The sequence below is a fragment of the Type-A symbiont of Plautia stali genome, from assembly GCF_059731155.1.
In genome coordinates this window covers 1-19584 of sequence record NZ_AP035892.1, presented here as the reverse complement: position 1 = coordinate 19584, position 19584 = coordinate 1, and the positions used below count along the sequence as shown (strand labels likewise).

The 19584-nt window shown below is 44.3% G+C and carries 21 protein-coding genes and 4 pseudogenes; 12 read left to right on the top strand and 13 right to left on the bottom strand.

What is annotated here, in order from left to right:
• Positions 1 to 11: 11 nt before the first annotated feature.
• From AC6I8M_RS21825 to AC6I8M_RS21815, 3 genes are all read left to right on the top strand, one after another.
• On the top strand, positions 12 to 575 hold the full coding sequence (locus tag AC6I8M_RS21825; RefSeq protein WP_498013890.1) for a ProQ/FINO family protein: 564 nt from the start codon (positions 12 to 14) through the stop codon (positions 573 to 575).
• Positions 572 to 1498 carry an Rpn family recombination-promoting nuclease/putative transposase gene (locus AC6I8M_RS21820; RefSeq protein ID WP_498013889.1) on the top strand — a complete coding sequence of 309 codons (927 nt, stop codon included), beginning with the start codon at positions 572 to 574 and terminating at the stop codon, positions 1496 to 1498. The genes AC6I8M_RS21825 and AC6I8M_RS21820 overlap by 4 nt, the downstream gene beginning before the upstream one ends.
• A gap of 210 nt (positions 1499 to 1708) precedes the next feature.
• The gene (locus AC6I8M_RS21815; protein WP_498013888.1) at positions 1709 to 2920 is read left to right on the top strand and encodes an IS256 family transposase; all 1212 of its coding nucleotides are present in this window, start codon (positions 1709 to 1711) and stop codon (positions 2918 to 2920) included.
• A 13-nt stretch (positions 2921 to 2933) separates the two neighbouring features.
• On the opposite strand, the gene AC6I8M_RS21810 is transcribed toward AC6I8M_RS21815, so the two are convergent.
• Together AC6I8M_RS21810 and AC6I8M_RS21805 are read right to left on the bottom strand one after the other, a co-directional pair.
• Complete coding sequence (locus tag AC6I8M_RS21810) at positions 2934 to 3386, bottom strand: DUF1640 domain-containing protein (protein WP_498013887.1); 453 nt, start codon at positions 3384 to 3386, stop codon at positions 2934 to 2936.
• A gap of 45 nt (positions 3387 to 3431) precedes the next feature.
• Positions 3432 to 4748, bottom strand: coding sequence for a purine-cytosine permease family protein (locus AC6I8M_RS21805; protein WP_498013886.1), 1317 nt, complete (start codon positions 4746 to 4748; stop codon positions 3432 to 3434).
• A gap of 101 nt (positions 4749 to 4849) precedes the next feature.
• On the opposite strand from AC6I8M_RS21805, the gene AC6I8M_RS21800 reads away from it, so the two are divergent.
• The 6 genes and pseudogenes from AC6I8M_RS21800 to AC6I8M_RS21775 all read left to right on the top strand — a co-directional run bounded on the left by AC6I8M_RS21800 (position 4850) and on the right by AC6I8M_RS21775 (position 8546).
• Entirely contained in the window at positions 4850 to 5560 is a 711-nt protein-coding gene (locus AC6I8M_RS21800; RefSeq protein ID WP_498013885.1) for a helix-turn-helix transcriptional regulator, read from the top strand.
• Between the two features lie 580 nt (positions 5561 to 6140).
• A pseudogene (locus tag AC6I8M_RS21795) lies at positions 6141 to 6299 on the top strand (phage holin family protein); the annotation flags it as partial.
• Positions 6296 to 6445, top strand: a pseudogene (locus AC6I8M_RS21790) (lysozyme); the annotation flags it as partial. The pseudogenes AC6I8M_RS21795 and AC6I8M_RS21790, both read left to right, overlap by 4 nt.
• A 71-nt stretch (positions 6446 to 6516) precedes the next feature.
• The gene (locus AC6I8M_RS21785; RefSeq protein ID WP_498013884.1) at positions 6517 to 7506 is read left to right on the top strand and encodes a recombinase family protein; all 990 of its coding nucleotides are present in this window, start codon (positions 6517 to 6519) and stop codon (positions 7504 to 7506) included.
• A gap of 152 nt (positions 7507 to 7658) precedes the next feature.
• Positions 7659 to 8279 (top strand): ParA family partition ATPase, encoded by a 621-nt coding sequence (gene parA, locus AC6I8M_RS21780; RefSeq protein ID WP_044715110.1) that lies wholly within the window; start codon positions 7659 to 7661, stop codon positions 8277 to 8279.
• A gap of 39 nt (positions 8280 to 8318) precedes the next feature.
• On the top strand, positions 8319 to 8546 hold the full coding sequence (locus tag AC6I8M_RS21775) for a plasmid partition protein ParG (protein WP_191919640.1): 228 nt from the start codon (positions 8319 to 8321) through the stop codon (positions 8544 to 8546).
• A gap of 120 nt (positions 8547 to 8666) precedes the next feature.
• On the opposite strand, the gene AC6I8M_RS21770 is transcribed toward AC6I8M_RS21775, so the two are convergent.
• From AC6I8M_RS21770 to AC6I8M_RS21760, 3 genes and pseudogenes are all read right to left on the bottom strand, one after another.
• On the bottom strand, positions 8667 to 8957 hold the full coding sequence (locus AC6I8M_RS21770; protein WP_498013883.1) for a type II toxin-antitoxin system RelE/ParE family toxin: 291 nt from the start codon (positions 8955 to 8957) through the stop codon (positions 8667 to 8669).
• The gene (locus AC6I8M_RS21765) at positions 8950 to 9192 is read right to left on the bottom strand and encodes a type II toxin-antitoxin system ParD family antitoxin (protein ID WP_498013900.1); all 243 of its coding nucleotides are present in this window, start codon (positions 9190 to 9192) and stop codon (positions 8950 to 8952) included. The genes AC6I8M_RS21770 and AC6I8M_RS21765 overlap by 8 nt, the downstream gene beginning before the upstream one ends.
• A gap of 203 nt (positions 9193 to 9395) precedes the next feature.
• Positions 9396 to 9782, bottom strand: a pseudogene (locus AC6I8M_RS21760) (replication-associated protein RepA4).
• A 327-nt stretch (positions 9783 to 10109) separates the two neighbouring features.
• Here AC6I8M_RS21760 and AC6I8M_RS21755 point away from each other — a divergent pair.
• Positions 10110 to 11322: pseudogene (locus AC6I8M_RS21755) on the top strand (IS256 family transposase).
• Between the two features lie 122 nt (positions 11323 to 11444).
• Here the strand turns inward: AC6I8M_RS21755 and AC6I8M_RS21750 are convergent.
• From AC6I8M_RS21750 to AC6I8M_RS21725, 6 genes are all read right to left on the bottom strand, one after another.
• On the bottom strand, positions 11445 to 12356 hold the full coding sequence (locus tag AC6I8M_RS21750) for an Rpn family recombination-promoting nuclease/putative transposase (RefSeq protein WP_498013882.1): 912 nt from the start codon (positions 12354 to 12356) through the stop codon (positions 11445 to 11447).
• Between the two features lie 45 nt (positions 12357 to 12401).
• Positions 12402 to 13565 (bottom strand): MobP1 family relaxase, encoded by a 1164-nt coding sequence (mobP1, locus tag AC6I8M_RS21745; RefSeq protein WP_498013881.1) that lies wholly within the window; start codon positions 13563 to 13565, stop codon positions 12402 to 12404.
• Entirely contained in the window at positions 13565 to 14095 is a 531-nt protein-coding gene (locus AC6I8M_RS21740; RefSeq protein WP_498013880.1) for a hypothetical protein, read from the bottom strand. The genes mobP1 and AC6I8M_RS21740 overlap by 1 nt, the downstream gene beginning before the upstream one ends.
• A gap of 244 nt (positions 14096 to 14339) precedes the next feature.
• Positions 14340 to 14867, bottom strand: a complete 528-nt coding sequence (locus tag AC6I8M_RS21735; RefSeq protein ID WP_498013879.1) for a phospholipase D family nuclease — start codon at positions 14865 to 14867, stop codon at positions 14340 to 14342.
• On the bottom strand, positions 14860 to 15318 hold the full coding sequence (locus AC6I8M_RS21730; protein ID WP_498013878.1) for a hypothetical protein: 459 nt from the start codon (positions 15316 to 15318) through the stop codon (positions 14860 to 14862). The genes AC6I8M_RS21735 and AC6I8M_RS21730 overlap by 8 nt, the downstream gene beginning before the upstream one ends.
• Positions 15315 to 16256, bottom strand: a complete 942-nt coding sequence (locus AC6I8M_RS21725; protein ID WP_498013877.1) for a replication initiator protein A — start codon at positions 16254 to 16256, stop codon at positions 15315 to 15317. The genes AC6I8M_RS21730 and AC6I8M_RS21725 overlap by 4 nt, the downstream gene beginning before the upstream one ends.
• A gap of 975 nt (positions 16257 to 17231) precedes the next feature.
• Between AC6I8M_RS21725 and AC6I8M_RS21720 the strand changes: the two genes are divergently transcribed.
• Positions 17232 to 17798, top strand: a complete 567-nt coding sequence (locus AC6I8M_RS21720) for a helix-turn-helix domain-containing protein (RefSeq protein ID WP_498013876.1) — start codon at positions 17232 to 17234, stop codon at positions 17796 to 17798.
• Between the two features lie 260 nt (positions 17799 to 18058).
• Positions 18059 to 18433, top strand: coding sequence for a DUF2726 domain-containing protein (locus AC6I8M_RS21715; RefSeq protein ID WP_498013875.1), 375 nt, complete (start codon positions 18059 to 18061; stop codon positions 18431 to 18433).
• A gap of 18 nt (positions 18434 to 18451) precedes the next feature.
• Here the strand turns inward: AC6I8M_RS21715 and AC6I8M_RS21710 are convergent, their stop codons facing one another.
• Together AC6I8M_RS21710 and AC6I8M_RS21705 are read right to left on the bottom strand one after the other, a co-directional pair.
• Complete coding sequence (locus AC6I8M_RS21710) at positions 18452 to 18715, bottom strand: hypothetical protein (protein WP_290605499.1); 264 nt, start codon at positions 18713 to 18715, stop codon at positions 18452 to 18454.
• A 3-nt stretch (positions 18716 to 18718) separates the two neighbouring features.
• Positions 18719 to 19351: a division plane positioning ATPase MipZ gene (locus tag AC6I8M_RS21705; protein WP_290605497.1), complete on the bottom strand. Its 633-nt coding sequence runs from the start codon at positions 19349 to 19351 to the stop codon at positions 18719 to 18721.
• Positions 19352 to 19584 lie beyond the last annotated feature (233 nt).

Below are 19584 nucleotides of genomic sequence, written 5' to 3'. Positions count from 1 at the left end.
GAACAAAACTGATGACCGACCCCAAGCGGCCCCTGCTCAGTATTAGGCGCAAGCCGAAAATCTATGTGAACCCGAAGCATGCCGATAAACCCGCGCCGCCGCCAAAACCGGTGAAGCAGCCCAAGGTAAAGGCACCAAAGTCGGTCAAGGAGCCAAAGCCAAAACAGCCGCCGCCCAAACCCCTGAGCCGGGAAGAGCGCATCGCGAGGAACCGGGCGAAAAAATTACGCCAGGGTCAGGATGCCATCGCCAGTCTGGTGGCACATTGGCCGCAACTCTTCAGCCTCGAACAACCTAAGCCGCTCAAAATTGGCATTGCGGCAGATATTTATAAGGATATCAAGGCACGTGAACTCGAATTAACCCGCGCCAAGGCCAGCGCGGCGCTGATGTTCTATACGCAAACGCCAGCCTATCAGCAAGCGGTCCATGCCGGCGGCAGTCGGTTTGACCTTGGCGGGCAGCCCTGTGGTGAGATTACCGAGGAGCAGCAGGCCCATGCCCTGAAGCAGCTGGAAAAATGGCGAACAGAAGCAGAGTCCGCGGCACCATCGGGCGCAGAGCCAACGCCATGAGCAAGAAATTTACCCCGACGCCCCATGATGCGTTGTTCAGGCAGTTTCTTCACGACAAGGCCACTGCACAGGATTTTTTTGATATCTGGCTGCCTGATGATATCAAGGCGCTGTGTGACTGGGAGACCCTGAAGCCTGAGTCCGGCTCCTTTATCGATTCGGACATGAAGCCTTACCAGAGTGATATCCTCTACTCTGTGAACGCCAACGGGGTTGATGGCTATGTCTACTGTTTGATAGAGCACCAGTCGACCCCCGACAAGCTGATGGCCTGGCGGTTAATGCGCTATTGCATGGTGGCGATGCAGCGGCATCTGGAAGCCGGGCATGATAAACTGCCCCTGGTTTTTCCGGTACTGTTCTACTGCGGCGAAAAAAGTCCGCATCCGTACAGCACTAACTGGCTGGACTGCTTTGAGCGGCCCGATATCGCAGCGAAGATTTACAGTCAGCCGTTTCGATTGGCGGATGTGACGACACTCGATGATGACGCCATCATGCAGCACCGGCGTATGGCGCTGCTAGAGCTCATCCAGAAGCACATTCGCCGCCGGGATATGACGGAGTTGCTGGACAGTATTGTTAAACTGCTGTCGTACAATTATTATACGGATACGCAGGTTGTCACGATGATGAACTATCTGGTTCAGGAGGGGAATGCCGCCTCACCGCGAACGTTCATTACCGAGATAGCCAGACGGGCGGAGAAACACGAGGAGGCACTTATGACCATTGCCGAAGCTCTGAAGCAGGAAGGCTATCAGATTGGCCGTGAGGAAGGCATTCAGCAAGGTATGCAGCAAGGCGAGCATACTGCTGCGATGAAAATTGCACGGCAGCTTGTCAGTAACGGTGTTGACCGTGTCATTGTTAAAATATCTACCGGCCTTTCTGATCATGAATTGGATAATTTAATACAGTAAGCCAGGTAATTCACTTTAAGCTTCCTGTGAACTTTGCTCCTTTTTTGAAAAGGTGAAGGAGCAAAGTAGCTGAAAATAAAACAGATCAACCAGGTTAGGCATTAATTCAATTCAGATACGATTTCCTGCGACCAACTGTTTTCCATTAGCGAGGCTGTAAAATAATCTGTGTAAATGGCATTTTTAGCAAAACCTTTAAAGGACTACATAATGCCTATCAGCAACAATCTTATTGACCAATTGCTCCAGGATTGCCACTCCCCTCAGGACCTGTTGGGGGAATCAGGATTACTCAAGGAACTGACCAAACGACTGGCTGAACGAGTTCTTGAAGCCGGGATGGATATACATCTTGGGTATGCCAAGCACGATCCTGCTGGGAATAACTCTGGCAACTCCCGCAACGGCAAGACATCCAAGAATGTGCGTAGCCAAAACGGGGAGCTTGAGCTTCAGATCCCACGCGACCGTAATAGTACCTTTGAGCCTGCATTGATCGCCAAGAACGAGAAGCAACTTAACGGCTTTGATAGCCGTATTATTTCATTATATTCTAGAGGGTTAACAACCCGCGACATCCAGTCACACTTCAAGGATGTCTATGGCTTTGATGTTTCTGCTGGCTTCATCTCTCAGGTGACCAATGCCGTGATGGATGAAGTTAAGCGCTGGCAGCAACGTCCGCTGGATGCTCTCTATCCCATTGTTTATTTGGACTGTATTGTCGTTAAAAGCCAGGACTGCGGTGCCGTAGCCAATAAGTCTGTTTACTTGGCGCTTGGCGTCAACACTCAGGGAGAAAAAGAACTGCTGGGGCTATGGATAGCCAAAACTGAGGGCGCTAAGTTCTGGTTATCCGTGATGACAGAACTGAGGAACCGTGGGCTACAGGACATCTTCATCGCTTGCTGCGACGGTCTGAAGGGCTTTCCTGACGCAATTGAAGCTGTTTATCCGCACACCCGGGTTCAGCTCTGCATCGTGCATCAAGTGCGGAATTCGCTGCGCTATGTCGGCTGGAAAGAACGCAAGGCCGTGGCTGCTGACCTTCGCACCATCTATAGTTCTGCAACGGCAGAGGCGGCAGAATGCGCGTTGGATGCCTTCGCGGCCAAATGGGATCAGCAGTTCCCCACGATAAGTCAGTCCTGGAAAAACAATTGGGAGCGGCTTATCGTCATTTTTGACTTTCCACCGGAGATCCGTAAGGTTATTTACACTACCAACGCGATAGAGTCGTTAAATGCTTCATTGCGCAAGATAACGAAAACCCGGCGGATATTTCCAACAGATGACTCGGTACTTAAACTGCTCTATCTGGCGTTGCATAATATTTCCGCCAAATGGACCATGCCACTCAGAGACTGGAAACCTGCTATGAGCCAATTCATGTTGATGTATGGAGAACGAATCTCCAGTTAAGCGATGGAGCCATTTACACAAAAAAATTTACAGACCCACCAATCACAGCGACCATGATGCTGGCCATTTTGATTACAAGCTTGTTAGTGAGGCTTTCGACGTCCTTGCGCAGTAACACCATATCTGCCGCGGCCTCTTTGCGGGCATCGGCGATGTCAAAGGCCAAATCCTTGCGGACTTCGGCGATTTTTGCGTCGGTCTTCTCGAACTGGGTCGCTGTGTCCTTGCGGGCTTCCGCGATTTCGGAGGACAGGTCTTTGCGCACCTCAGCTATCTGGGCATCGACCTTATCGAATCTAGCCCAGATATCCTTCTTCGCATCCTCAAGGTCACGCCGGGTCGCCACATCCGCCACTTCATGAGACTTGCGAACGGCAATAGAAATTGCCCGCGCCTGGTCTTTCGGCAAACCGGCGTTCTCCAGCGTCTCGACGAACTCTTGCGTATCAAATGCGACTTGGCCCATGGCAACCCTCCCGTTTCGGGTCAGTGTGCCTGATTTGACTGACTATCACCAAAATCGTGCTGAATCAAAGTCTTTACTTCGATGATTTTTGACTCCCGTGCAAATAATCCAGTACAATAAACTAGCAGTAAATAGTGAATTAAGAGACGGTATTCCCCCTTCAATGGTAAAGCCGACGGCACTCCCGAGGAGCCATGCCGCTATCGCAGGCCAGCCTATTTGGGGCGTGGATGCCGTATCTGGCAAGGTTCCGTGACGGCGAGTGAAATCCAGTAAATCTCTGTGAGTTCGTAAAATGTAGTAGTCAACCAGCATTATGCCTGCAATGGGTGGAAACAGGACGCCAAGAGCAACAAGAAAATCAGTGAAATGTTCTAGAATTCCCAGTACGGACAAAGCTGTTCCTGAAAGTCCTAGGACAATGGTTAAATTGGCATAGCGCCATTTTTTACCTGTTAAAATCTCAAGTGAATTACTCAATCCAAGAGAGGATGAATACAAATTCACATCATTAACTTTCACTGCGGACAAAATCACAGAAATTAAGCCAATCCAACCCGCACTCTGTGTCATGATGGTGACAACGTCAGCAGTATTGAGTGCATGAGCGATTAATATTGATATACCATTGATGATGAACTCGCCAACAATCACTGAGGACGTTATCATCCAAAAAACATCTCTATTGTTTCGACAGTAACGACTTAAATCAGGCGTTATTAATGCCCCAATAATTATCACACCAGATATGATAGTGGTTCCTTCTCCTAGCGTAAGGGGTGGTCCTCCTGGCGGAGATACAGCAAGACGGTAGATATCATGGTCTCGCAAAAGTAAATAGACAATCCAACCGATGACTACAAAAAAGAAGGGAACAGACAGTTTTGCTGTCCAGCTTAACGCTTTAAATCCCAAAGCCACTAAAACGGTGAGTGTTACACCAGAAATAGCTGCAATCCAACCAAAACTGATTTTATGATCAAAAGCTTGTAAAAAACCTTCAGCAAGAACAGCATTCTGGACACCAAACCAGCCAAGCAAACTCACTAGGATGACCACTCCTATCATTGCTGCGCCTATGCGACCAAAACCACACCAACGCGCCAATAAGCTGGTTGACAACCCCTCACGCATTCCCGCTATCCCAAGCCCAAGGCTTACAACCTCTAGCACAAGACTCCCTAAGCAGGTAGCCAACATGGCCTGCCAGAATGTCATGCTGTGCCCCAATGTTGCACCCAACATAAACTGAGATAGTGCTGTCGCCATCCCCATGCGGACTAACGTGACATTAAGTAGGCTAACACGTGTTTCTTTAGGCACGCGAGTGAACGCGTAGGTATCATCAGAATGCCTGCTCATTTTTTATCTTTCCTTGATTGTATGGTGCTCTTCATTGTTTTACATTGGATCCTAGCTAGGAGTAAAGGGATGTTAATTAAATAGTAATCATGGAGAATATTATGTGTGTTAATGAATTAAATTCAAGTTCACATTCCTCATCATGTAATTCTTTAATATCATTCATGGAGCATTGTCATGATCATTGGTTTATAAAAAATGACGAATCAAAATATATTTACATGAATAACTCAGCATTAAATTATTTTAATTATCCAGAAAAGTTTAATGTAGAGGGTCGGCTAGATAAAGAAATGCCTCTGGAGTCTAGTCAAGAACTCTGGCCCGACCTTGTTGCCCATGACCAAAAAGTTATTGAAAATGATAAATGTATTTCCGCAATTGAAATTCATTACTATGGTCCAGGAAACATCGATACACCCGTCCCACACTTATGCAGTAAATCACCACTTCACGATGATGATCATAATGTGATTGGTGTTGTTTGCCGGGGCTCTGCGTTAGATGCCCCAGCACTACTTTATTACATGAATCGATTTGATAGAAAAGTCATTGAAATTGATGCTCCTAACAACATCTTCACCAAAAGAGAACTGGAAATCGCTTTTTGGGCACAACAAAAATTAACATCCAAAGAGATTGCGAAAAGACTAGATATTTCACCCCGCACTATAGAAAATCGTCTACAGACCATGTATCAAAAGATAGGTGTGCATAAAATGACTCAGCTTATAGATTATTGTTATGCGACGGGTCTGGATAAATATATCCCTTCTGATTTCATTCGGAAGGGGGTTCAGTTATTAGCTTGAGTTTTGAAAGGGTTTGAATTGCCCACATTGTTCTAGCTACCTCCTCGGGTAGCTCTACTACACATCCAATTTTTGGGGCCGGTAGTGATTTATTTGCGTTTTCCAGATCGTGTTGTAGAACTGCTTGCACTCTTTTACGCACTAACGCGGGGTCACGAGACATTGTGACCTGTGACTTTAACTTTTCTTTGTCTACTTTATCCCAATTGCTCATGGTGGAACCCTTTCAGTGACCGATTAGGTCTCACCACCCAGTATCTGGTGGTGAGCTGAACAGGGTTATCACAACCGTACCAAAGCGAACGGCGAGCCTTACGGCTCCCCCATCCAGCCCACCATTGACATGATGCGCGGTTTAATGCCGGTATAATACGAGATAAGTATATTATACCGGGCTTTGGTATGCGGGGTGATAATCCCGACCCCTGATTTTTCAAGGGCGCTATGACTCTATATTACATTAATGTTTTTCGTCAATAGGTTAGGTCTATCCCAACAAAGGTACGTGAGGTCTCACGGGATGTAATTTAGGGTTCAGCGCTGTCATAGCGCCCTTTTATGAGCTGATTACACAACCGGCTACGCCTATAGCTGGAGCTTTGTCACGTGCCTGTTGGGCATGTTTTCGCTCAGTGAATGGGTATTGATTACCGGTATCGCCTGTACGCTGGCGACCTTCCTGCTGAACTGGGTTTACCGGCATAAGGAATACCAATTCAGGACAAAACGCGACCAATGAATCCCGAGCTGCGTAACCGATTGATAAAAGCCACAGCAGGCGGTGCTATCGCATTAGCGACGGTGCTCATCCAATGGCACGAGGGCGTACGCCACACCCCGTACCGGGATTCAGGCGGCGTGTTGTCGGTCTGTTATGGGCATACCTTCCTCGTACTGCTGCAAGCTGGTACTGTTTAAATAATCACGACACACTTAAACAGAACCGGTTCCTCCAAATGACCCAAACAGTACCGACCAGCTTTGTTCGCGCCTATCTTCGTGCCTCCACGTCCGAACAGGATGCATCACGAGCACTTAGCTCTATCGACACTTTTGCCACTGAGCGCGGGCTGTCCATCTGTAACTATTATATTGAAAATGAGTCAGGTTCACGGCTGGAGCGTCCTGAGCTTTTCCGATTACTGAAAGACTGTCGGCAGTGTGACATTTTACTCATTGAAGATGTTGACCGCCTTTCACGTCTGGCCGGGAATGACTGGATCACGCTCAAAAAATTGATTGCCAGAAAAGACATAAGAGTCGTGGCCGTTAATGTTCCCACTACCTGGCTACATTTATCTCCGGGGCTGACCGATTTTGATAACCGGATGTTTTCGGCCATCAATGACATGCTGCTCGATATGCTGGCCGCAGTGGCTAGGCGCGACTATGAGCAGCGGCGAGAACGCCAGAAACAGGGGATCGCCAAAGCAAAAGCGGAGGGCAAATACCAGGGAAGAAAGGTTAACCAACATCGCTATGATGCCATTAACCGGCTGCTGGCCAGCGGCAGCTCCTGGAGCCAGGTTCAGAAGACCATCAATTGCAGTCGTGGCACCATTAGCCGGGCGATTAAACAGTGTCCCCCAGTTACAGCCCTCCCCTCTCTTTCCGGGCAATCTGAGAGTGCTACCGCATTTTCCGTGACAGCCACACTGTGGGTGCCGGTGCAGAACGGCAGCAAATTTACCCGTGGGAAGAAAAAGGTCAGAGAAGATATTGCCTGGCTGGTTGAGTGCGACTATGACGGAAAGGTGTTGGACAACAATGAGTACAGCCTGATTTTTACGTATAGCAATGAGGCCGATTTGAAAGAGCAGATTGACGAACTTTTCGACGAGATATACCGCACCGCTGAGTTACGTAACTGCGTGATAGATGATATGACGCTAACCAATGATGCAACTAATCAGGGCTGGAATGAATACGATGGAGGTTGGCAATAATCTATTGAGAGAAGCCTAAACCAAAATTCCCGCCATTTCCAACACTCAAAAACACTCATATACTCACTTACACATATAAAGCACATTTACTCATTTGTGTTTTTTGTGTATAATTAAACTCAAATAAGTAAACACACAAATGAGGTTTAGACATGAAAATTATCGCGTTCCTCAACCCTAAAGGTGGCTCCGGTAAAACGACTGCAACAATAAACGTCAGTAGCTGCCTTGCCAGTTCGGGTAAGAAAATTGCAGTTGTGGATACAGACCCACAAATGAGCCTGACTAACTGGAACAAAGCAGAGAAAGCAGCATTCGATGTTTACACCGCAGCATCGGAGAAAGATGTTTACCAGGTAAGAAAGGATCTGGCTGAATATGACTTTGTGATTATTGATGGAGCCGGTTCTCTGTCAGTTATTACCTCCGCAGCGGTGATGGTCAGCGACCTGATTATCATCCCGGTAACACCCAGCCCTCTAGATTTTTCCGCTGCCGGTTCCGTAGTCACCGTGCTGGAAGCCCAGGCTTATAATCGTCCGGTAGAAGCTCGATTCCTCATCACACGGAAAATCGAACAAGCCACCATGCTTAATGTCCTGAAAGATAGCATTGCTCAGACGGGTATTAAGCCGTTTAAAACTGCGATCACACAACGCCAAAGTTACGTTAAATCCGTCATGGAGGGTGAGAGCGTTTTCGATACCAACGATGGAGCAGCAAAGGGCGAGATAGCCATTCTGACGCGAGAAATACTTGAATCATTTGAGTAAAAACTCATATACTCATTTCGGCATATTAAGAGGTTATGTATGGCACTAACTAAACAACATACATCAAAAACAATGAGTTTCGGTGAGCATCGGGATCTTGAAAAAGTCGTCAATAGCACACCCACGGGAAAGCAAAAGAGAGTCAACGTTAACTTTGATGAAGAAATACATATCCGCTTCAAAGCTGCGTGTGCAAAAAAAGGCACATCTATTACTGATGTGATAAAGGACTTGGTCGATAATTGGCTGAAAGAAAATGACAGCTAAAAACTCAAATGTGTAAAAACACATTAACTCAAACACACACTTGTCCTTACCGAGAACACTGGTCTGGTGCATAAATTTTCTGCCAGATCGGTGTTGGCCAAGCAAAGCGCGGCAGCGTGTTTAAATTTTCAGTAAATGGCGTTTATGGTTCATCTGTTGGTGCAAAATACGCGCAATCAGAATATCTGTATCACGAACCGTATAAAAAATGGCATGTCGCTGAAATTCAATGCGCATCACACCAGGAACGGCATGGTAGTCACGTCCCATATCTGGCATTCCGGCCAGTGTCTCGAAAAATGCCTCAAGTACATCTGTATAATGGTCTGCCTGAGTTTCACCAAATTTCAAGAGCGTATAATCATAAATCCCGGCGAAGTCTTCTGCCGCCCGTTCGGTGAGTTTATACACGATGTCTCAGTTTTCTTTGTGCTGCAATATCCCGCAGGGATAATGAGCTGTCACCGCTTTCCAGCCCAGCAATAACAGCCTGGCGAATAACTTCATCGTTTGTTTCTTGTTGCTCCAGCAATCGCAGCGCAGAGCGCATAACTTCACTCGCAGAGCCGTAACGGCCACTGTCTATTAATCGACTAATAAACGAATCGAGTTGTTCGCCAATCGTAACGCTTGTTGTTCTGGCCATAACGCCCCCTGTGTTAACTATCAACACAATGATAAGAATACTTACTCCTAGTGTCAACGAAAGGGCTGCACGCAGGAGTCCCTGATGAAAACTGGCGAGCAGTGCGCAGCCAGTTATTTGAATGCCGCAAAGCGGCATGGAGGTGCCAGCCGATACTGAATATAGCTCTACTGGTGAATGGCACCGTGACCCGGCGCAGCCGGTTACAGTTCTGATAGGTTCTGCCAATCCATTCCTTCACCCTGCCAGACACAAACCCGCTAAAAGCGATACAGAAGCTTCTGTGCGCTGTCGGAGTGGTCACGACAAGGCGTAGCCGCAGTCGGGGCGTATCTCCGTGTTAGCGGGCCGAGAGGGCCGCTTACGGGCGTGTTAATCCAGACCTTCCAGCGATACTTCTCAAAGCGATTTAGTTCTAGTTACAACATTCATCATTAAAAGCGACGCTGTTCCGGCCTCTGGCCGGGGCGGGGCCGCTTTTCAGTGGTAGGTGTGGTGATGAGGTTACAGATATGCACATTCTGGGTTTGCGGGAACAGATTCTGAATGCTGTAACTAAAATCAGATGTCTTACAGTGCCTGTCGCGCAGCGACGGGAGGTAACTTTGTTTTTGTCGAACCGGCGCGGACGTAAGTCCGCTGCAAGGGCGGGCATTCTCTGAGGCTGCCCACAGGGCAGACGATGAACAGGTTATCTATTTATATGAAAAAGATAAAAGGTATTTAAAAGAAGTACTGAGCAGGTTTTTAAAGGAAACCACGCACTTTGAAATCAGTACGGCTGGCGCTCTGCAAGCATAACGGCTGTAACCTTATGAAAAAGTCCCTTGCAGTTATGTGTGGGTAACTGAATTCAGGAGGTTGTAAAATAATCTGTGTAAATGGCATTTTTAGCAAAACCTTTAAAGGACTACAAAATGCCTATCAGCAACGATCTTATTGACCAATTGCTCCAGGATTGCCACTCCCCTCAGGACCTGTTGGGGGAATCAGGATTACTCAAGGAACTGACCAAACGACTGGCTGAACGAGTTCTTGAAGCCGGGATGGATATACATCTTGGGTATGCCAAGCACGATCCTGCTGGGAATAACTCTGGCAACTCCCGCAACGGCAAGACATCCAAGAATGTGCGTAGCCAAAACGGGGAGCTTGAGCTTCAGATCCCACGCGACCGTAATAGTACCTTTGAGCCTGCATTGATCGCCAAGAACGAGAAGCAACTTAACGGCTTTGATAGCCGTATTATTTCATTATATTCTAGAGGGTTATCAACCCGCGACATCCAGTCACACTTCAAGGATGTCTATGGCGTTGATGTTTCTGCTGGCTTCATCTCTCAGGTGACCAATGCCGTGATGGATGAAGTTAAGCGCTGGCAGCAACGTCCGCTGGATGCTCTCTATCCCATTGTTTATTTGGACTGTATTGTCGTTAAAAGCCAGGACTGCGGTGCCGTAGCCAATAAGTCTGTTTACTTGGCGCTTGGCGTCAACACTCAGGGAGAAAAAGAACTGCTGGGCTATGGATAGCCAAAACTGAGGGCGCTAAGTTCTGGTTATCGGTGATGACAGAACTGAGGAACCGTGGGCTACAGGACATATTCATCGCTTGCTGCGACGGTCTGAAGGGCTTTCCTGACGCAATTGAAGCTGTTTATCCGCACACCCGGGTTCAGCTCTGCATCGTGCATCAAGTGCGGAATTCGCTGCGCTATGTCGGCTGGAAAGAACGCAAGGCCGTGGCTGCTGACCTTCGCGCACCATCTATAGTTCTGCAACGGCAGAGGCGGCAGAATGCGCGTTGGATGCCTTCGCGGCCAAATGGGATCAGCAGTTCCCCACGATAAGTCAGTCCTGGAAAAACAATTGGGAGCGGCTTATCGTCATTTTTGACTTTCCACCGGAGATCCGTAAGGTTATTTACACTACCAACGCGATAGAGTCGTTAAATGCTTCATTGCGCAAGATAACGAAAACCCGGCGGATATTTCCAACAGATGACTCGGTACTTAAACTGCTCTATCTGGCGTTGCATAATATTTCCGCCAAATGGACCATGCCACTCAGAGACTGGAAACCTGCTATGAGCCAATTCATGTTGATGTATGGAGAACGAATCTCCAGTTAAGCGATGGAGCCATTTACACAAAAAAATTTACAGACCCAAATTTTTCCCAACAAATCCTTTGCCACACAAAGCGTATCACGCTCATAAAATGAGCGAGGTAAAATAATATTACTAAACATCGATTAATCCATCAGTGCATTAATCTCAGCATCAGACAGCCCAGTAGACATTTTGACAATCGCCCGCTCAACACCGTTGGCTAAAAGCTGGCGCGCTATAGTTATGGCGGATTCCTGCCTACCTTTTTCTATGCCCCGCTGTTCACCAAGTTTCTCGCCCTCTTGACGTAGCTGCTCTGCAATGGTCATCACTACCTCCCGATAATCAGTCGCTTTTTCCGCAATCTGATGCAAAAATTGCTTTGCATCAGAAGTATTTCCTCGTTCTACAATATAACATATTAATCCTCGAAATAGCTCAGGCTGCAATACCCACTGATTGAGCAAGGACGCTATCTCCTGACTTAATTCTAGCATATCGCGGGTGCGGATATGCTTCATCACCAGCTCCATCAGGGCAACATGTCGATGTGTGACAATCTCCTCGTCAGGGATGGCTGTCACGTCAACCAGCGGGAAAGCCTGCGTATAGACAGACTTTGCCAGTTCCGGATCAGCAAAACAATCCAACAGATGGGTACTGTAGGGATACGGCGAAGTATTACCTTGATAAAACAGCAGCGGTATCACTACCGGCAAGGTGTCATTGCCCTGCTCAAGATGCCGTTGCATGGCGGCAACCGCATACCTTAAGAGCCTGAATGCCATCAGCTTTTCAGGTCTGCTCTGATGTTCGATGACGCAATAGACGTAACTATCATGACCCGCAGTAGTCTTCATCGAATAAAGCATATCCGAGCACTGGCTACGCAGGTCTGCCTCAATAAAGCTGCCGGACTCCATCGCCAGCGTACCAAAGTCACACAATTGGCGAAGTTTTTCCGGTAAATGAATTTGCAGAAAATCCCTTGCGATGGTGATATCACCAAGGAATTTCTTAAACAGACTATCGTGGTGGGAAAGTGTCTTTTTCATCAATGCAGTATACCCGTGAAGGATAAGCCTCGCTATCCTCTCGAATCAAAACTTGATGCCGCCAATTTTTATCCCCTTCTTAAGCTGTTCTTTTAGGGCTAACATCGCTGCCTTCGACTGCTTAAATACCATCATGCTACGCTTGTGTTTCATTAACTGCTCAGGTGAGTCGAGCTTGATTTCTTTCGGAAACGGTTTTGTTTTTATCCCCATCTGCCCCTGATTTTCAATGCGCCAGTTGTTTCTATGGGTCTCCGTCCAGCCAACCTGTTTTCCCTGACGATCCAGTTTAGGCACTTTAACCGCCGTGGCACCCTCTTTTTTAAAGCTGATCACACTGCCGGGCTTAATCTGCTCACGTTCGATTTCCTCCGCCAGATTCACCCCCCAATAGGTTACTTCTGTTTTATTTTTTAATGTGCGTAACGTGATATAGTTTTGGTCACCATTTTTAGGATTAAATCGATAGCTGGCACGTCCAAATTTTACCACCTCATACAAACCACGTTGCCGGTCATGTTCTCGCTTCAATTCACTCTTAAGGCCAAACTGATACTTATGGGTACAGGTCACGTTGTATCCCATTTTTTGTAATTGCTCCGCAAACTTTTCCCGCAACTCACGTAAATCCTGTTTTCGGATGTTGATCCGTTTGCCGTAATTATCCGGTATGCGTAGTAATACATGGACATGATGACTATCGGTATCTTTGTGGTAAGCCATGACAAAGCGATTATCCGGATATTTTTCTTTTAACGTGGTTTCCACCGATTTAAACGCATCGGCTTCACTGACACCGGCAACAGTGGGCGCAGAAAAAACCATATTGTGAACCAGCTTCGGCGCACTTTCATCCTTGTATACCAGTTTATCTTCCCTGTCTGTCATAAACTCATAAGATTGCTTACGCTCTTCTCTTTCCTTAATAAAATACTCTTTACCCCCACTATCACGCAGCGTCAACTCCCCTTCACGGGCAATATAGTTAATTTCGTTTTTTACCCCGCGTGGTGTGCGACCGCTTCCGGTGATACGCACCAAAACCTCACGACTGTTCCCATTTTTAAAAGCCCGATCTCTGACACCTCGTGAATAATTTTTTCCACCATGACGGGCTTTATGGGCTTCAGGAAACCGTCTGATTTTTTCACGCCGTTGTTCAGCAACCCGTCTAATCCGATCTTCTTTTTTAACCTTAACGCCCATCATCACCCCCGTTTGACTGGCAAAATGTTTGCGCGGGCATCCGCCAAATAGTTAACCTTTCCTTTCACATCCTCAATCAGGGCGTTTAATTTTTTGATATCCTCCCACATGTTTTTATCGTTAACGGGCAATAGTTGCCTTTGCGCTATTAGATAGTAAATGTTCTGACCAATACGCACAATTTCATTACGTGTTTTACGTAATTCTCTGATTTCGTTTTCAAGCATAACCGGTTCACGGCTTAATGTTTGATTGAGGCGAAATCGAATTTCTTTTGATAATGTCCAGCCGTGTTTTTTCGCGCTCGTTCTTATTTTTTCGTGTACTTCATCTGTCACATGGAACTGTAATTTATTAATTAAGTAATCTCTATCTAGTTCACTTTTTTCTTTATTGAGTTTTTTATCCTTAGATAAAATAGTTAAAGCAATATCTTTTAAAAATTCATTAGCACTACGACACCCATTTTCACTGCTTATCGTTTTTAATTCTTGATATTGCTCATCAGTTACTCTGAATCTTAACATTTTCATCGCTTCATATCAGCCTTTTAAAAAATGGTGTATTTTTGACGTAAAAATGACACAAAAACCTGTAATTTGATGTAATTATGGCGTACAAAAGACGTATAATTAATCTTTTTGTTGTGAAAGTGACGTATTTTTGATGTTTAGCCATTTTTACCCCCAAGAACCCCGTGTAGCGGCGGGCGTACCAGCGAAAAATGGCACATTTTGAGTAGGTACGCCTATCCTGCATCGTGTATTAATATGTGGTTTATGTGTCTATCGCTTCGCTCCATAATCGGTTAAACTCTCGTGTGTATTTTTCGGCAATATCTGGCCGGTTACGCAGGTAAATCACATTTTCCGCGCTACGGGATGCGGCACTCTGCGTATAGTTAAACGACCCCGTTTCAACTGAACGACCATCAACAATCATAAACTTGTTGTGCATAATTGCATACTTGTCATTGAGTCTTACCGGTACGCGGTGATTCGCCAGATAGGTCACGGCGGTATACTTTCCACCATTCGATTTCTTATCGGCAACAACACGAACATTAACACCTCGATTTTGTGCGTCAACGAAGGCTAAGGCAATGGGCTTGCTGGTAAATGAATAAGCGGCAATATCAATCGATGTTTTCGCCTCTTCAATTGCCAACAGGATTATTTGCTGTGCCGTCCTCCCCGGTGAAAAACCGACTTCCACATCCTGAATGCGCGTGCTGGCCGAAAGCGGAGACGTGAAGGTCAGAAGGAATAAAAAAATCGCAACGGTTACTTTTACGGGTTTACTCATCGTTAGCAGCACCTTGATAGTGAGAGTCGCTATTCTCTTCTTCTCTGACCCAAACCGCAAGGAGTCGATGAAAAGGCATCGCATAGTGAAGCATTGTCGTTATCGCCTCACCTGCACAAGCCATCACCCAAAGCCCCACAAAAAATGGAATAGTATAGTTATCGGGTGCTGTAAAATGCTTATCAAGATGATAATACATGATAATGCAACCAAACCCGCCAATCACAAAAATAAATCCCTTAAACGCATGTAAAAAGGCAAAGAATGTGACTGTGGCGATATGCATCATATTCGCAAGTGTGATACGCAAAGCAAACCACAACCAGCGAATGCCGGTCATGATAGTTCGCCCCACCTTACCTAATTTTCTCTTACGCTTTACCGTATTGATGGATTTTTTCACCACCTGACGTTCTGCACCCTGTGGAAACTGATAAATATTATTTTTCATTTTCCACCTCGCTTGGATACCAGTGAATTTTTTAACTTATAAATCTCACGCTTCCCTTTTTCCCGTTTTTGCTCTTTCTCTTCCTGCTCCGGCGTCAGATTACGGTTATTAAAAATCACCATATCCGCTTTAGCATCGTAACGAATACTGTAATCGGGCAAGTCATTCGCTTTAGCCAGTTGCTTAATGTTATGTCTGAACATTTTCAATAATGCAGTACTTCCCGTTTTTAAATGCAGCTTTTCAAGAGCTATCGTAAACTCCCCCTGATTACCACAATGCTTACGGGCTATCTCATAAAGTCGCCTGTCTATTGCTTTTCGTATACGGAAGTAATCGGGACTAATTTTTAGCATTTTCTTTTTATGCAAAGCCTGATAGAGCCAGTCCGGTAAGGTGACTTCTATCATACCAATATCAAGATTACCTTTCTTTTCTTCAAGAATCCGCCAACTGTCAATAAGGCCAAAGCCGATAGTTTCTTGCTTTTCTTCTGAATAAAAAATGTTTGTCTCTATCATTGTCCCTTTTAATCTTGATAACGTCTTTCTTAACTCATCATAAGATCTCCCACTTTTATTTCTATTGGTTGTTACAAAAAAATCATAAGGCGTAAAGAAAACAGTTCTACTAATTTCTTTATGGTTATTTATTGCCTCCTGTAACTTAGATATAATATAAATCCAGACATCTTTATCAAAGATAGTAGCTAATCCATCTGCTGTTGGTTTAACAACAACTGTTACATTACCATTTGTGTATTTTCTAATCTTTGTATCACCGCCTTTCAAGGCAAAAAAAGGATGCTCCATGCTTGCCATTTCATCCCTAAAACTTGAAAGCTCCACTTCATCAGCAATGAAAAATTCCAGTTCATGTTTACGAGGTCTTAATGTTTTCAAGTTGTTTATTCTCAATTTATAGTTATGATCATGCATACCTCAATCCTATCTAGCTTAGGGTTGTTGGTTAGAGTCAGTGCAGAGTGCCCTCTCTGTACTGACTCGCTCGTTTTCGTGATTTAAAAACCACTAAAAACAACGTGATTTAAAAACTACGAGGACTTTATATCGTGATTTAAAAACCAAGTCAAGATTTAGGGCACTTTATAGACAAAAATTGACTTGGAAACTGTGGATAAGGGCTAAATCATTCGTGATTTAAAAACCAAGATATCGTGATTTAAAAACCAAATATCGTGATTTAAAAACCAAATATCGTGATTTAAAAACCAAAGGGTCGTAAAACTCATTACATTTCATATACCTACATCCAAAAAAATCCCTTTAACTTATTTAACTTATACATAACTAATCTTTTAACCGGGTTTCACCCCCTTCAGGCTGTGGATAACTTCAACTTCTCGAAACCCCGCTAGATGCAGATTTTTCCCCTTCCTGATAAAACCCTGGGTGCCAATCTCACGCATCGGTGTGAACGTGCTTCAATCAGCATTGGGTGATATTCCGCTTCCTCGCTTTGGCTGTTCGTTCCTCGTCGCTTCACTCCTGCGGTACGCCTCAGCCAAAGACTGCGGCGAGCGGTGGGAGTTACAAGAACTTATTCTTTTTCGATTTTAAAGCCCCCAGAAAGCCTTTAGCGGCGTTTTCCCGGTTTCAGATGCCCCGTCAGGCATGGAAGGCGCGAAAATCGCTCACAGAGGCTTACAGGAGCTTCTACACGCCGATAGCATGAGCAAAGCGAACTACAAAGCCAAAAGAGACCACGAAACCGCGCTTGCACCCCCTGCCCAGCGTTTTTCAGGCGTGACGAGCTGTGCGAGTCATGCCATTGAGAGTTATCAGCGACGTAATTGTTAAATGGTCGAAGACAAAAGAGAGTCAAAGCGATATGGTGTTTAAATTTATTTAACGTTTGTTTTCACATAATCACAATATGAAAGGTTATTTATAATGATAAAAGAAAAAGAATTACCTACCTTATACGATAGAGTCGGAATAGGAAGTAAAAATTATTGTGTGACCTGTAAAAAAAAAGAAGATGGCTATGATTTACTTCTTGAAAAGAAAATTAAAATAAAATCTAGACGTAAAGTGGCTGGTCCAAATAAGTCTACAACAAGAAAGGTTGTGTTCAGTATTAATATCAGAATAAGTGATTTTGAAAAAATAAGTTATGATGTATTACTTTCTTCTTTGCTTTGTGAAGAAAAGAATATTTTTAAAAATATAATAAATAAAATAGCAAGGAAAATAGATGATACCTCACCCAGCGCAGAAGAAATAAAATCTTTGCGTGTAAAAACTGGATTAACTCAGAAAGAGATAGCTATGCTATTCGGAATATCATTGAATTATTGGCAACGTAAAGAGTTGCCTAAAAGTAGTATTCAGCATAGAAAGATCACCAATAGCGAGTATATGTTATTACAATTACTCGCTGGAGAACACCCTGAATTCACCCTAAAGAAGCGACAAGAAATAGCACTTCAAAAACAGAGCACAGAACCACCATCATAAAAACACACGATGCAGGATAGGCGTACCTACTCAAAATGGTACCATTTTGGTAGCTACGCCAGCCGCTACACGGGGTTCTTTGGGGGAAGAAAATGAATAAATTTTTGACAGAAAAAGAGCGATTACAGAATATTTTGATAGAAGTTGATACATTATCTGGCGTAAACTAATTTATTGGTATTAATGCCCGTTTAAAGTCAGTAAAATGTCAGTATCCGATACATGAAAAATGTGTGTATTATTGAGTATAAATCATCATTATGAATATTAAAGAACGTAACCTGTTAAGTGAATATGAATCTGAAATCTATTGTAACCTTAACCGCTTAATGCCAGAAGGTGTTGTTGTTTTTGTTAAAGTAAAACTGTCGGAATTTTTAACACCTATCGCTGAATATGGAACAGAACTATTCTACCATGACTTCTTGGAGTTGAATAACTTAACAGCCCCTTTTATATTGTTTGACGTAAAGAATAAAAAAGTATGCAAGGTAATCACCTTGCACCATGAATCTAAAAAAAAGACAACAGGTGAATTAAGAAAGATCCTTGAAATCTGCCAAATTCCTTTGATAGAAGTTGGCAGTATTGCCGGGTTGTATACCTGTGATATTTTTGAAACAAAGAAAGATTAAGTTATTTTAAAATTAAAACTATCTATCTCTTATTGCATCGAAAAGCAGTCGGTTCTGTTCGTTAATGTCGAGTTCTTTGAAAGCCGCCAAAAGCGCCTTTAGTATAATAGTTTTACTTACGTTGTTATCGGTAGCTAAGGCAGTGAATTGCTCATCAACGTTTAAAGGTAAATACAGAGTGATTCGCTTACCTTTAACTGTAGTCGGTTTTTTATTCGCTTCCCTAATAAAGTTTGCAGGACTTTGTGAGGATGTTATGGATTCTTTTTTTGGAAGAGCCATTATTTATACTCCTATCTCTTGTAAAACAAGCTCAATTTGAGCCTTAGCTTTTCCGGTATCTTTCATTTCATGAACGCCTTTACCTTCATTCATGGCATTATCGAAAGCGGTGGCTTGTGTTACAAAGGATTGAAGTGGTTGAATCCAGTCTTTATCCGCCGTAAGGTAGTCATATAATTCCAACCTATCTTTATGATTGGGTTTGCAACGGTACAATAAAATCCACGGATTCAGCTTTGGGTTTAGTTGTTGTGCCTTTTTGATGATCCCATTGACCTTAGTCAGGCTGTTTACTTCTGTTGGTGATGATGGTCTTACGGGGCTAATTAATACATCAGCGCATTGTAGAGCGCTACGTAATTCAGGACTATCATATCCTGCTGTATCGACGATCACCACGTCACAACGTTTTTCAACTGATCTAATCTCGCTTTCAACCTTGCCAAAACATTCAATCAGAGGAAACAGTGGCAAGTTGTTTTTTTGTCGTTCCTCGTACCAGTCGGAAATACTGTTGTTATTGTCAGTTTTAACGAGCGTTACCGCCTTACCCTGTTTTATCAGGCAAACAGCAAAATTTGCTGCAAGTGTGGTTTTCCCTGTACCGCCCTTGTCTCCACCTATAACCAGAATCATACCTCCTCCGTTGATTTATATATCGTCAGTAAATACTAAACAAATACCTTGTGGTATGCAATAAGTATTTATCAATTATGTATTAAAATGTAAATAACATATGCATACTTTGTGATTATTAATTTGTATTTAATTGGTGATTACTTGGTATGCAATTTGTATGTATTTATTAAATACAGTTTAGTATTCACATAGTGAATACTAGGTGAGTGCTCATTTGTATGGGGTTGGTA

What these genes read in the sequence shown, in the direction of transcription:
- AC6I8M_RS21810 (WP_498013887.1), bottom strand. Translation starts at nt 3,386, where the DNA reads ATGGGCCAAGTCGCATTTGATACGCAAGAGTTCGTCGAGACGCTGGAG.
- mobP1 (WP_498013881.1), bottom strand. Translation starts at nt 13,565, where the DNA reads ATGATGGGCGTTAAGGTTAAAAAAGAAGATCGGATTAGACGGGTTGCT.
- AC6I8M_RS21820 (WP_498013889.1), top strand. Translation starts at nt 572, where the DNA reads ATGAGCAAGAAATTTACCCCGACGCCCCATGATGCGTTGTTCAGGCAG.
- AC6I8M_RS21825 (WP_498013890.1), top strand. Translation starts at nt 12, where the DNA reads ATGACCGACCCCAAGCGGCCCCTGCTCAGTATTAGGCGCAAGCCGAAA.
- AC6I8M_RS21785 (WP_498013884.1), top strand. Translation starts at nt 6,517, where the DNA reads ATGACCCAAACAGTACCGACCAGCTTTGTTCGCGCCTATCTTCGTGCC.
- AC6I8M_RS21730 (WP_498013878.1), bottom strand. Translation starts at nt 15,318, where the DNA reads ATGAAAAATAATATTTATCAGTTTCCACAGGGTGCAGAACGTCAGGTG.
- AC6I8M_RS21800 (WP_498013885.1), top strand. Translation starts at nt 4,850, where the DNA reads ATGTGTGTTAATGAATTAAATTCAAGTTCACATTCCTCATCATGTAAT.
- AC6I8M_RS21710 (WP_290605499.1), bottom strand. Translation starts at nt 18,715, where the DNA reads ATGGCTCTTCCAAAAAAAGAATCCATAACATCCTCACAAAGTCCTGCA.
- AC6I8M_RS21705 (WP_290605497.1), bottom strand. Translation starts at nt 19,351, where the DNA reads ATGATTCTGGTTATAGGTGGAGACAAGGGCGGTACAGGGAAAACCACA.
- AC6I8M_RS21715 (WP_498013875.1), top strand. Translation starts at nt 18,059, where the DNA reads ATGAATATTAAAGAACGTAACCTGTTAAGTGAATATGAATCTGAAATC.
- AC6I8M_RS21750 (WP_498013882.1), bottom strand. Translation starts at nt 12,356, where the DNA reads ATGAAAAAGACACTTTCCCACCACGATAGTCTGTTTAAGAAATTCCTT.
- AC6I8M_RS21815 (WP_498013888.1), top strand. Translation starts at nt 1,709, where the DNA reads ATGCCTATCAGCAACAATCTTATTGACCAATTGCTCCAGGATTGCCAC.
- AC6I8M_RS21775 (WP_191919640.1), top strand. Translation starts at nt 8,319, where the DNA reads ATGGCACTAACTAAACAACATACATCAAAAACAATGAGTTTCGGTGAG.
- AC6I8M_RS21725 (WP_498013877.1), bottom strand. Translation starts at nt 16,256, where the DNA reads ATGCATGATCATAACTATAAATTGAGAATAAACAACTTGAAAACATTA.
- parA (WP_044715110.1), top strand. Translation starts at nt 7,659, where the DNA reads ATGAAAATTATCGCGTTCCTCAACCCTAAAGGTGGCTCCGGTAAAACG.
- AC6I8M_RS21740 (WP_498013880.1), bottom strand. Translation starts at nt 14,095, where the DNA reads ATGAAAATGTTAAGATTCAGAGTAACTGATGAGCAATATCAAGAATTA.
- AC6I8M_RS21735 (WP_498013879.1), bottom strand. Translation starts at nt 14,867, where the DNA reads ATGAGTAAACCCGTAAAAGTAACCGTTGCGATTTTTTTATTCCTTCTG.
- AC6I8M_RS21765 (WP_498013900.1), bottom strand. Translation starts at nt 9,192, where the DNA reads ATGGCCAGAACAACAAGCGTTACGATTGGCGAACAACTCGATTCGTTT.
- AC6I8M_RS21720 (WP_498013876.1), top strand. Translation starts at nt 17,232, where the DNA reads ATGATAAAAGAAAAAGAATTACCTACCTTATACGATAGAGTCGGAATA.
- AC6I8M_RS21805 (WP_498013886.1), bottom strand. Translation starts at nt 4,748, where the DNA reads ATGAGCAGGCATTCTGATGATACCTACGCGTTCACTCGCGTGCCTAAA.